The 12,152-nt window shown below is 59.2% G+C and carries 10 protein-coding genes; 1 reads left to right on the top strand and 9 read right to left on the bottom strand.

The window, feature by feature from the left end; genetic code table 11:
• Positions 1 to 20: 20 nt before the first annotated feature.
• The gene (locus BJ917_RS24860) at positions 21 to 1,301 is read right to left on the bottom strand and encodes a biotin carboxylase (protein WP_121105135.1); all 1,281 of its coding nucleotides are present in this window, start codon (positions 1,299 to 1,301) and stop codon (positions 21 to 23) included.
• A 42-nt stretch (positions 1,302 to 1,343) separates the two neighbouring features.
• Entirely contained in the window at positions 1,344 to 2,444 is a 1,101-nt protein-coding gene (locus BJ917_RS24855; RefSeq protein ID WP_096513367.1) for a hypothetical protein, read from the bottom strand.
• Between the two features lie 148 nt (positions 2,445 to 2,592).
• Here BJ917_RS24855 and BJ917_RS24850 point away from each other — a divergent pair, with 148 nt between their 5' ends.
• Entirely contained in the window at positions 2,593 to 4,011 is a 1,419-nt protein-coding gene (locus BJ917_RS24850; protein ID WP_121105038.1) for a PLP-dependent aminotransferase family protein, read from the top strand.
• 402 nt (positions 4,012 to 4,413) lie between these two features.
• On the opposite strand, the gene cyoE is transcribed toward BJ917_RS24850, so the two are convergent.
• The 7 genes from cyoE to hmpA all read right to left on the bottom strand — a co-directional run bounded on the left by cyoE (position 4,414) and on the right by hmpA (position 12,059).
• Positions 4,414 to 5,301 (bottom strand): heme o synthase, encoded by an 888-nt coding sequence (gene cyoE, locus BJ917_RS24840; RefSeq protein WP_096513370.1) that lies wholly within the window; start codon positions 5,299 to 5,301, stop codon positions 4,414 to 4,416.
• 11 nt (positions 5,302 to 5,312) lie between these two features.
• Entirely contained in the window at positions 5,313 to 5,651 is a 339-nt protein-coding gene (gene cyoD, locus BJ917_RS24835; protein WP_096513371.1) for a cytochrome o ubiquinol oxidase subunit IV, read from the bottom strand.
• Complete coding sequence (locus tag BJ917_RS24830) at positions 5,652 to 6,278, bottom strand: cytochrome o ubiquinol oxidase subunit III (protein ID WP_096513372.1); 627 nt, start codon at positions 6,276 to 6,278, stop codon at positions 5,652 to 5,654.
• 3 nt (positions 6,279 to 6,281) lie between these two features.
• Positions 6,282 to 8,312 (bottom strand): cytochrome o ubiquinol oxidase subunit I, encoded by a 2,031-nt coding sequence (gene cyoB / locus BJ917_RS24825; protein ID WP_096513373.1) that lies wholly within the window; start codon positions 8,310 to 8,312, stop codon positions 6,282 to 6,284.
• Positions 8,313 to 8,315: 3 nt separating this feature from the next.
• The gene (gene cyoA, locus BJ917_RS24820) at positions 8,316 to 9,251 is read right to left on the bottom strand and encodes a ubiquinol oxidase subunit II (protein ID WP_096513374.1); all 936 of its coding nucleotides are present in this window, start codon (positions 9,249 to 9,251) and stop codon (positions 8,316 to 8,318) included.
• Between the two features lie 824 nt (positions 9,252 to 10,075).
• On the bottom strand, positions 10,076 to 10,585 hold the full coding sequence (locus tag BJ917_RS24805; protein ID WP_096513376.1) for a disulfide bond formation protein B: 510 nt from the start codon (positions 10,583 to 10,585) through the stop codon (positions 10,076 to 10,078).
• A gap of 292 nt (positions 10,586 to 10,877) precedes the next feature.
• Positions 10,878 to 12,059, bottom strand: coding sequence for an NO-inducible flavohemoprotein (hmpA, locus tag BJ917_RS24795; RefSeq protein WP_096513377.1), 1,182 nt, complete (start codon positions 12,057 to 12,059; stop codon positions 10,878 to 10,880).
• Positions 12,060 to 12,152: the final 93 nt, after the last annotated feature.

The raw sequence follows: 12,152 nt of genomic DNA, 5'->3' as shown, positions 1-12,152 counted from the left end.
AAAACATCGATCCCCGGGGCTTAACCCACAGCCCTCACGGGCGGTGCCAGGCTGGTGATCCCGACCCTTGTTTCGATGGCATCGGCCAGGCGTAACAGGTCATTGCTGAGCTGCCCGTAGTGTTCGTTGAACAACACGATGTGGCCGATAAACGAGAAGTTGTCTTTCACCAGTGCACTGACCGAATCACCGACGCGCTTGGCGAACGTGGCTTCCACCACTTCGATGTCCAGCGCCCGGGCCAGGGCTTCGATATCGGGCGTGGAGCGCAGGATTCCACCCGCCGGCGCCCTCAGCAGACGAATGCCGCAATAGCCGCGCGGTACCGGCTCGTGGTGCTCGATCCGACCTTCCACGGCCCAGCGCACCCAGCGCTCCCAAGGGTTGAAATCGACGAAGGCGCGCTTGGCCAGGTCCCAGATGTGCATGCCACCGGGACGCATGTTGGTTTCCACGGCCGAGGTCAACTGGTCGGCCCTGTGGAACACTTCGTTGTGCCACGCGCCGTTGTTCTGGGAGACCAGGCCGGCCATATGCCGACCGGCAGCCATCAATCGGGTCTGCACATCCGCCGGCAACGGCGCGGGCACCACTTGCTGGATCTCGGCGCGATAGGCGCCTTCGGTGGTGGTTTTTTCGGTGACCCAGGTGCTGCCGGCCACGCAGTCCCAACTGTATTCCCGGGCGTCCTGGATCAACTCTTCGAGGACAATGCCGCCCTCGCGGTAAGGCTTGAGCGCGTGCCAGGCCTCATCGCATTCAGACGGGTGATGGATCACGCGGCAGCCGCGGCTGGCACCTTCACAGGCCGGTTTGATGAAGGCCTTGCCACCCAGTTCAACCACCCGCTGGCGCAGCTCCGGCAGGCTCTCGACCCGCCCGGAAAACACAGCGCGATAATCTTCCGGCGACGTTTCAGCCGTCGCTTCGAGATGGCGGAAAACCTGCTTGTCCAACCCTGCCCGCGCCTCGGCGCGGGTGATGCCGGGCAAACCGAAGTGGCCGGCCAGGGCCGCACCGAGCAATACACCGCGATCGGAAAACGGCAGCACGCCGATCAGTTTCCAGCGGTCGCCGCTCAGGCAGCCGACCACCAGTTCAAGGGAGGCCGCCACGTCCTTTTCGGCCAGCGATGTGCTGCAGACGTGATCGGCCACCTGCTCGTCATGGGGCTGAATCTGCTCGACCAGCAAAATCAGCCGGGCGTTGTAGAGCGACTTGCACAGGTCGCGCAATTTCTGGATGTCGTGAACCCGATTGCCGTTGTACCCGACTACTACTACACATGAAGTCGTATTCATGATGCCCTCGAACTGCAAAGTGAAAACCCAAGCTGCGATGACTCAGTCGTGCAACGACGCACTGGATTTACGGTTGAACCAGTACCAGGCCAGGATCCCACCGGCACCGATGACCGCCAGCACCAGGGCGTTGTAAGGCGCCGGCACGACCCGCATGACCAGCACCGTCAACCCGGCACCGACGCCCAGGGATACTTCCTTGACGAACATGTTGTTCTGCTTGACCGAGAAGTAATCGAGGTAGCTGAACGCGCATTCGGCGAGCGACAGCAGCGCCACCCAGATCAGCGCGCCGACCAGGGTTTCGACATGGAACGCGGCCGGTGATGACAGCACTGCAAAACCACCGACGATAATCCCGATCACCGCGACGACCTTGAAGCGCCCGGTGCGCTCGATCAGCTTCATCATCGGCACCTGGGCGAACACCACCACGGCGCTGTTGAGGATCAGCATCAGGCCGTACCAGGCCGGCAGCTCACCGGTCTTGAGCAGGATCGCTTGCGGCAGGATCGAGAACACCCCGAACAACTTGATGCCCATGATGATCCCGGCGATCACCCACGGCAGTTTGTTGCGCCAGCCGCTGCCGTCGTGGCGCACGGGACTGGCCGCCACCGGCTCCGAGGTGAAGGTCGCCCCCATGGCGATGGGCAGGCACAGCAATACGAAGCTCGCGGCGCCGAGGAAGAACATCGTCGGAGTCAGCAGCGGCGACAGCAGGATCAGACCGGCCAGCAGGCTGCCCATGTTCATGGCCACGCGGTTGTACGCCGCGCCTTCCTTGGTTTGCGCCGCTTCGCTCTTGATCAGGTAACCGGCAATCGCAATGCCGTAGGCAAACAACGCCGCCGCGAACATCACAACACCCTGGTTGCTGGTGACGGCCAGCAGCACCAGCCCGAGGGCGGCGCAGAGCAGCGTCACGCTCAGGGAACGGCGCCCCAGGACCAGCAAGGTCAGCGGCAGCAACAGCAGCAAGGCCCGATAACCGAGGGCCAGGATGCTGTTGGTCGCGGTGTCGAGCCAGACGTTGGCCTTGCCCAACACCGCGAACAACGACACGGCGGTGATGATCCGGATCATGAACAGGCGGATATTGATCACCGGTTTGGCAACGGCAACCGTGGTTTGAACACTCATGCAGCACCTCTGGAACCAGCGATTGTTCAGGCGCCCGGCGCGAACAATCAGGAAAGTCTGTAAGGTGATGGTAGAGAGGGACGCTTGATTTCATCAGAGCAAGTTCGTATAGAATCAAACGAACTTTACTGCCGGAGAGACCAGTAAAATGCAGGTTCAGCGCGCAGTGATCGCCGCCATCGAGTTCCAGCCGGGAGTGCCGCTGGTCCAGCAGATCGTCGATCAGTTGTCGGTGGCGATCAGCCAGGGCGGCCTGCCCCACGGTTCGCGGCTGCCACCGATTCGCGAACTCTCCGAGCTGATGAACGTGGGCAAATCCACGGTGGTGGATGCACTGGACCGCTTGCGGGCCAAGGGCCTGGTGGTTTCACGACAGGGCTCGGGGCATTACGTGCACCGCTCCAGCACCACCCTCAAGACCGATGCGGTCCCTGACCTGCAACCTCAGGATACGCTGAGCGTGGTCCGCCGCGCCGTGCTGCAGGACATTGGCGCGCTACGCCCCGGCGCCGGTTTCCTGCCCTCCTCGTGGCTGCCTGCAGACGAATTGCTCAAAGCCGTGCGCGGCACGCTTCGCGCCACCTCCCTGCGCATGGGCGAATACGGCGTCGCCGCCGGTTACCTGCCGCTGCGCGAGGCATTGCGGGTCAAGCTGGCGACCCTGGGCATCGAAGTGCCCGTGGAGCAGATCGTTACCACCGCCAACACCGTGCAGGCCATCGACATGCTGATGCGCCTGCTGGTCAAACCCGGCGACACGGTACTGCTCGACGATCCGTGTTACTTCACCATGCACACCAACCTGGCCCTGCATGGCGCGAAGGTCATCACCATCCACCGGGGTTTTGACGGCATGGACCTGGAGGCCTTCGAGCAACGGGTGATCGCCCATCGTCCCGTGCTCTACATGACCAACAACACCCTGCACAACCCGACCGGGCACTCGTTTTCCCCGGCCCAGGTCTATCGCTTGCTGGAGTTGAGTCACCGTTATGGTTTTCACATCGTTGAAGACGATTTGTATTGCGACATGCAGCAACGAACGTCACCGCGCCTGGCAGCGGGCGGGCTGGACAATGTCAGCTACGTGTCCGGTTTCTCCAAGACCCTGACGGCGAACTGTCGAGTCAGCTATGCGGTGCTTTCGCCGCAACTGGCGGCGCGGATGGTCACCCTGAAAATGGCCTGCGGCGGCATGACCTCGGAGCTGGCGGAACAGATTATCTGCACGATGCTCAGCGATGGCAGCTATGCCAAACATACCCGGCGCACGGTGGACAGGCTTTACGAGTCGAGCAGCCGGGTGGCGAGCTGGCTGGTGGAGGCCGGTTGCTCGGTGTCGTCGCTGCCCCATGAAGGGTTGTACATCTGGACGCGATTACCCGAAGGGTTTCACGCCGAAACACTGGCGAGGAAAGGTCTGGAAATCGACCTGGTGCTGGCCCCCGGCACCCTGCTCAGCAAAGCGCCGGATGCCAGCCAGTACCTGCGCTTCAACGTCGCCCACAGCGACAACACCCAGGTGCGCGAGCGGTTTTTGCGATTGCTCGACACTCCTCAAAAATAACGGATAACGCCGGCAACTGTGGGAGCGGGCTTGCCCGCGAAGGCGGTGATCAATGGCAGGGGAAAGACAGTTGCTCCCACAAAGACTCCATTCGGTGCGCCGATGACTGGCGGCATGACAGCCGACCTATTTGGGAGTCTGTACGCATTTCCCCTGTGGGAGCAAAGCTTGCTCGCGATGACGGAGTTCGATCCAGCATCAGTGCCGGCTGACCAACCGTAATCGCGAGCAAGCTTTGCTCCCACAGGAGTTCAGCGTAGTGCGGATAATTGGCGGCAACACGAACCCAGCGCGGGAGCGAGCCTGCTCGCGAAAGCGGCACCTCGGCCCACCAGAAACCCCCAACAAAAAACCCCGCACCTTCTCTCAAAGGGCGGGGTTTTTCTTTATCGCGTCCGACGCTTAAGGCGCGTACGTCAGCAGCAGCTCGGTCGGCACTTTGAAGTCCAGGGACATCATCACGCTCAACGCGGTAATGGTGAAGATCGAGAACACGAACAGCTTGCGTGCCCAGACCGTGTCATCCACTGCCTTGTAGCCGGTCCAGGCCATGTACAGCCAGTACATGCCCATGGCCGCGGCGACGGCGAGGTAGCTCATGCCGGCGTAGCCGCTGAAGGTCAGCATCAAGGTCGCCACGAGGAAGGCCAGGATGTAGATCAGGATGTGCTTCTTGGCCACCTGGATTCCGCGCTTCACTGGCAGCACCGGAATCGATGCGGCCAGGTAATCGTTGAAGCGGAAGATCGCGATGGCGTAGGAATGCGGCATCTGCCACAGGCTGAACATCACCAGCAGGGTCAGCGCGGCCATGTCGAAGGTGTTGCTCACCGCGACGTAGCCGATCACCGGCGGCATGGCACCCGACAGGCTGCCCACCAGCGTGCCGTGAACCGACTTGCGCTTGAGGTACAGGCTGTAGAAGCCGACGTAGATAACGAAGCCGATGACCGCGAACAGCGCGGCCAACGGGTTGGCCACCTTGTACAACAGCGCAACGCCGGCGACACCCAGGACGGTCGCATAGGCCAGGGCCAGTTTCAGGGAGATGAGGCCCTGGACCAGCACCCGGTTCTTGGTGCGTTCCATCTTAATGTCGATGTCGCGGTCGATGCAGTTGTTGAACACGCAACCGGAGGCGACCACCAGGGACGTGCCGATCATCGCGGCCAGGAAGATGGCCAGATCGACATGCCCTTTGGAGGCCAGGAAAAATCCGCCTGCCACAGAAAGCACGTTACCGAAAATGATCCCCGGTTTGGTGATTTGGATAAAGTGCTTAAAGGACATCCGGACTTACCTCACTTCGCCATCATGAACGTGTGGATGCTGAACATGATCCAGATCGACAGACCAACCAGCAGGGCAATCACGATCGCGGCAAAGACAAACGCAATCACGTTGTTACGCTGCGCCTGCGAACGATCCAGGTGCAGGAAGTACACCAGGTGCACCAGCACCTGGATCACGGCGAAAGCCACGACGATCAACAAAGTGATCGACTTCGGCAACGTCGGGTACATCACCAGACCGAACGGAATCAGGGTCAGGATGACCGACAGGATGAAGCCAATGCCGTAGGACTTGACGCTGCCGTGGCTGCCGTCGTCGTGGCCATTGTGGGAATGAGCGTTAGCCATTTACATAGTCCCCATCAGATAAACAACGGTGAATACGCAGATCCACACGACGTCCAGGAAGTGCCAGAACAGGCTCAGGCAGCTCAGACGGGTCTTGTTGGTCGCCGTCAGGCCGTTTTTCTGCACCTGATACATCATGATCGCCATCCAGATCAGACCGCTGGTCACGTGCAGACCGTGGGTACCAACCAGGGTGAAGAACGCGGACAGGAAGCCCGAACGGTTAGGGCCGTAGCCCTCGGAGATCAACATGTGGAACTCGTTGATTTCCATGCCGATGAAGCCGGCACCGAACACGAAGGTCAGGGCCAGCCAGCCCAGGACCTGCTTCTTGTTGCCACGGAAGAACGCCAGCATGGCGAAGCCGTAGGTGATCGAACTGAACAGCAGCAGAGCGGTTTCGCCCAGTACGTATGGCAGTTCGAAGATATCGTGGCCCGACGGGCCACCCGCTACGTTGTTAACCAGTACCGCGTACGCTGCGAAGATCGACGCAAACAGAATGCAGTCGGTCATCAGGTAGAGCCAGAAACCGAATACGGTCATCTCGCCCGAGTCGTGGTGATGGTCATCATGCCCATGTCCATCGACATGGGTGTGTCCAGCATTGGTCACTAAGTTCGACATGGTTTAAGCCTGTTCCAACGAGGTTTCAACACGGGTGGCAGTGGCTGGGACTTTCCCGGCCTTGACCAGACGCTTGTGCTGCTCGGCTTCGATGCGCTCGATCACGTCGACCGGCACGTAGTAGCCTTGATCATCACGGGCCGCGTGGATCACGAAGTAGATCACGGTGCCGGCCAGACCAGCGATTGCCAGCCACCAGATGTGCCAGATCATCGCGAAACCGAACACGGTCAACAGAGCACCCATGACCACACCGGTCGCAGTGTTGTTTGGCATGTGGATCGGTTCGTACTTGGCCGGAGCCTTGTACGCAGTACCGTTTTCCTTGGCTTCGGTGAACGGATCGACCACGTCGGCTTTTGGCAGTACAGCGAAGTTGTAGAACGGAGGTGGCGACGAAGTCGACCATTCCAGGGTGTGTGCATTCCACGGGTCGCCGTGTTCGCACATGTTCTCTGGCTTGTTGCGGTCACGCACACTCACGTAGAGCTGGATCAGCTGGCAAGCGATACCGACAGCGATCATCACCGCACCGAACATGGCAACGTACAGGTACGGTACCCACTCAGGGTTCGTGGTGGCGTTCAGGCGACGGGTCATGCCCATGAAGCCCAGTACATAGAGCGGCATGAACGCGACGAAGAAGCCGGTGATCCAGAACCAGAATGCAGCCTTGCCCCAACCTTCGTGCAGCTTGAAGCCGAACGCTTTCGGGAAGTAGAAGCCGAAACCGGCGATGTAACCGAATACAGCACCACCGATGATCACGTTGTGGAAGTGCGCGATCACGAACAGGCTGTTGTGCAGAACGAAGTCAGCGCCCGGGATGGCCAGCAGTACGCCGGTCATGCCGCCGATGGCGAAGGTCACCATGAAGCCCAGGGTCCACATTACCTGGCTGGTGAAGCGCAGACGGCCCTGGTAGATGGTGAACAGCCAGTTGAATAGCTTCACACCCGTCGGGATGGAAATCAGCATCGTCGCCAGACCGAAGAAGGCGTTGACGCTGGCACCCGAACCCATGGTGAAGAAGTGGTGCAGCCAAACCATGAAGCCCAGGATCGAGATCGCGCCCGATGCGTAGATCATCGAGTGGTGGCCGAACAGTTTCTTGCCCGAGAAGGTTGAGATGACTTCGGAGAAGATACCGAACGCCGGCAGAATCAGGATGTAAACCTCGGGGTGACCCCAAGCCCAGAACAGGTTGACGTACATCATTGGATTGCCACCAAGTTCATTGGTGAAAATGTGGAAATCCATGTAACGGTCAAGCGTCAGCAAAGCCAGGGTAGCGGTCAGGATCGGGAACGAAGCCACGATCAGGACGTTGGCCCAGGTGCAGGTCCAGGTGAAGATCGGCATGTCCATCAGTTTCATGCCTGGGGTACGCATTTTCAGCACGGTCGCCAGGAAGTTAACCCCGGTTAGCGTTGTACCCAGACCCGATAGCTGTAGCGCCCAGATGTAGTAATCCATCCCCACGCCAGGGCTGTATTGCAGACCCGACAACGGCGGATAGGCAACCCAACCGGTCTTGGCGAATTCGCCGACGCCCAGGGACAGGTTGATCAGCACCACGCCGGAAACCAGCAGCCAGAAGCTCAGGGAGTTCAGGAACGGGTAGGCAACGTCACGCGCGCCGATCTGCAGCGGCACTGCAAGGTTCATCAGGCCGGTGAAGAATGGCATCGCCATGAAGATGATCATGATCACACCGTGAGCGGTGAAGATCTGGTCATAGTGTTCAGGTGGCAGGTAGCCAGGCGAACCTTCGGTGGCCATGGCCAACTGGGTACGCATCATGATGGCGTCGGCAAAGCCACGCAGCAGCATGACCATGGCGACGACGATGTACATCACGCCGATTTTCTTGTGGTCGACCGACGTCAGCCACTCGGTCCACAGGTAGGTCCACTTCTTGAAGTAGGTGATTGCAGCGAACAACGCCAGACCACCAAGCGCGATCATCGAGATGGTGACCATCACGATCGGCTCGTGGAACGGGATCGCTTCCCAACTTAATTTACCAAACATCGTTTACTCCTCTGCCCCGGCAGCTGAATGCGAGTTCATGTCCGTAGCGGCCACTTCTTTCTCTTTCTTCTCGTGGTGCACCTTAGGACCTGGTTTCATGCCTTCGTACTTGTCGACGATGATCTGGAACAGGTTCGGCGTAACCGAGGAGTAGAGCTCGACTGGGTTGTTCTGGCTCTGCTTGGCAAGAGCTGCGTATTCAGCCTGTTCAAGCTTCTTAGGTGCCTTTTTGACTTCACTTACCCAGGCGTCGAATTCTTCCTGGGTAGTCGCGGTCGCTTTGAATTTCATGCCGGTGAAGCCAGCGCCGCTGTAGTTGGCGGAGATACCGTCCATCTCAGCGTTCTGGTTGGCGATCAGGTGCAGCTTGGTCTGCATGCCCGCCATCGCGTAGATCTGGCCGCCCAGCGCAGGGATGAAGAACGAGTTCATCACAGCGTCGGAGGTGATCTTGAAGTTGATTGGCGTGTGCGCCGGGAACACGATCTTGTTGACCGTGGCAATGCCTTGTTCCGGGTAGATGAACAGCCACTTCCAGTCCAGCGCGACCACTTCGATGGTCACCGGCTTCACGTCGGATTCCAGCGGACGGTACGGGTCCAGGGCGTGGGTCGACTTGTAGGTGACGTAACCCAGGGCAATGATGATCATGATTGGCACAGCCCACACCGCGATCTCGATCTTGGTGGAGTGGTTCCACTTCGGCGTGTAGGTAGCGCTGGTGTTGGACGCGCGATATTTCCACGCGAACAGGAAGGTCATCACGATGACCGGAATCACGACCAACAGCATCAGCAGCGTTGCGGTGATGATCAGGTTTCGCTCGTCCAGGCCCACCTGGCCCTTGGGGTCGAGCAAGGTCATGTTGCAGCCTGACAGCAGCAATGTGCCCATCAGCGGCAATAAGCCTAGTAGTCTGGGGTACCTGTTTTTACTCATCTCACGACCTCTAAAGCAGCTTGCGCAATGCAGTTGGGTTTTGATCGCCAACACTTCACCCTGCCAAGGGTTGGCATTTTTCTTGGATTGAATAAGGGCTGGCCCGTCGAGCGTCAGACGCGTTTCGACAAATCCTGGGCTAGCGTGAGTTCTTATTCGAATTCGTGGTCAAAGGCCTTGTTACAGACCAATTCCATTTGGTGCGGATAATTGGAGGCACCGACACCTGGGCATCGCATGAAGCCGCCCGGCCTCTCGACACCCTGTTCCTGCCCAAACACCTGGTGGGCGTGAGCAGAGCCGGGAATTCAGTGCGGGCGATTGTAGTTATGTAGCGTTTTTTAAACCATGTCTCATCCCGAAATAATTTATATCCCGCCCCGCAACAATCCTTAACACAACTTGTAAAAGTGGCGCATGTTATCGAAATTGATTCTCAACAAAAACACCAAAAATAGTAGGCCTACCATCCGCAATTCAGACAGCATCGAAGGCTCGGCGGCTGCGCCCGATACGGCGTGAGCCCCATATGGCAAGGGCTCTGGCAAATTGCCAGAGCCTGTTAAAACTGCCTGCTCCAGCGTGACGAGGGTCAAGTGGCCATCCTGAAAAGCAGGCCAATTTCATTGCGTACCCGCGTACCAATCCGATGCACTGAAAGCCGGTGCGACACTCAAGATGTGACAACATGTCGCACACTTGCCACACCCTTCGTTGCCGCCTGTCACGGACTTTTTACCTGGCCTCTGAAAATGCAAAAACGCCCCGGTCCTCTGTTCAAGGACCGGGGCGTTTTTGATGTCACGGCGTGGTCGCCGATGACCTCAGCGCAGCGCTTTGCGATTACGCACAGTGAGTAGCGGCACCAGCACTACCACCAGCACGAAGGCGACCAGCGCCCACTGCGCCAGCGACAATCCGAGGATCGGCGGGTACGGCGTGGAGCAGAAACCATCGACCTGGAAGCCCAGCGGGAAGATCTTCGCCAGCGGCAAGCCATCGACAATCGGCTGCAGGACGTCGATGCCGCAACTGACCGCTGGATAGAACTGCGTAAAGACGTGATGCCCCGCCACTCCAACGCCTGCCAGCGCGCAGATCACCACCAGGGTTTCACACACCGTGATGCTACGACGACTGCGCATGGCCGCGCCGACAAAAGCGAAGATCGCGATCAACAGCAAGGCATAACGTTGCAGGATACACAGCGGGCATGGCGCCTCGCCCAGCACGATTTGCATGTACAGCGCACCGCCGATCAGCGCCAGGCAGATAACGCCCAGCAACACCAGATAGCGCCGTTCACGGCCCAACCGCATGGTTTCCTCGCTCATCGCGTTTCCCTTCAATATATCGATTGCCCGCCAGTCTACACGCTGACCTGGATCTTTGAGAGCCCGGCGCGTGGTGGGGGGATGTCGGGGGGGAATAGACAATAGGCGGGTTAAGAAGGGATTAACTTTCGAGCGTTTTTCAGGATTGAAACCGCGGTGCTGCATTCGCGAGCAGGCTCGCTCCCACAGTGGATCTACGCCAGACACAAAACCTGTGTTCACTGGAGATCCCTTGTGGGAGCGAGCCTGCTCGCGAAGCAGGCGACTCGGTGTCCCGAGTCGCCACCAATGTTTACTCCAGCGCCGCAGCCGGGCCGAAGAACTCGTAACGGCTCTGCTTCTCGGGCACACCCAGCGCCTTGAGGTGACGCTTGATCGCGGCCATGAAGCCTTTCGGGCCGAGGAAGTAGGCATCCACGTCGCGCTCGGCAGGCAACCACTCGCCCAACTGCTCCTGGCTCAACAACCCGACCTTGTGCGCCGCCGGGCTCATACCGTCGTCTTCGGCATAGCAATAGAAGCGCTTGAGTTGCGGATGACGCTCGGCCAGCCCGTCGATCCAGTCACGGAAGGCGTGAACGCTGCCGTTACGGGCACAGTGGATAAAGTGCACCGGCCGCTCGGTTTCCAGCGCCGCTTCGAGCATCGCCAGGGTCGGCGTGATGCCGACGCCACCGCTGATCAGCACCAGCGGTTTGTCGCTCGCGGTCAGGGTGAACTCCCCCGAAGGCGGAAACAGCTGAATGCTCGCCCCGACATGCAATTGATCATGCAGGTGGTTGGAGGCGCGGCCGCCGGTTTCACGCTTGACGCTGATGCGGTACTGGCCTTTGTTCGCCAAGGCCGACAGCGAATAGTTGCGACGGATTTCTTCGCCATCGAGGATCAATTTCATGCCGATGTACTGGCCCGGCTCTGCCGCCAGAATCGGGCCTTTGTCAGCAGGTTCGAAGTAGAACGAGGTAATTTCCGCGCTTTCCTCGACCTTGGCCACCACGACGAAATCCCGCGCCCCGCGCCAGCCGCCCGGTGCCTGTTCTTTCTGGTCGTAGATGCTGGTTTCGGCACCGATCAGGATATCTGCCAGCTGGCCGTAAGCTGCGCCCCACGCCGCGATCACCTCTGGTGTGGCGATTTCTTCGCCCAATACTTCAGCAATTGCACGCAGCAGGCAGGAGCCAACAATCGGGTAGTGTTCCGGCAGAATCTGCAGGGCCACGTGCTTGTTGATGATCTTGGCCACCAGGTCACCCAACTGGTCGAGCTGGTCGATGTGGCGTGCATACATCAATACGCCGTTGGCCAGTGCGCGTGGCTGGTCACCGCTGGCCTGGTGGGCCTGGTTGAACAGCGGACGCACCTCCGGGTACTCGGACAGCATCATGCGGTAGAAGTGGGTGATCAGCGCTTCGCCACCGCTTTCCAGCAACGGCACGGTGGATTTGACGATGGCACGGTCTTGAACGCTAAGCATAAGGTGACTCCAGAGCAACGAGGGTTTCTTAACGGTTGCCCTATGGTTATCAGGTTTCGTGCCAGAATTTATTTTCATATAAATCAATAACTT

The sequence above is a fragment of the Pseudomonas sp. WPR_5_2 genome, assembly GCF_003634475.1.
Taxonomy (GTDB): Bacteria; Pseudomonadota; Gammaproteobacteria; order Pseudomonadales; family Pseudomonadaceae; genus Aquipseudomonas; species Aquipseudomonas izuensis.
This window is presented reverse-complemented; position numbering and strand designations above follow the sequence as displayed.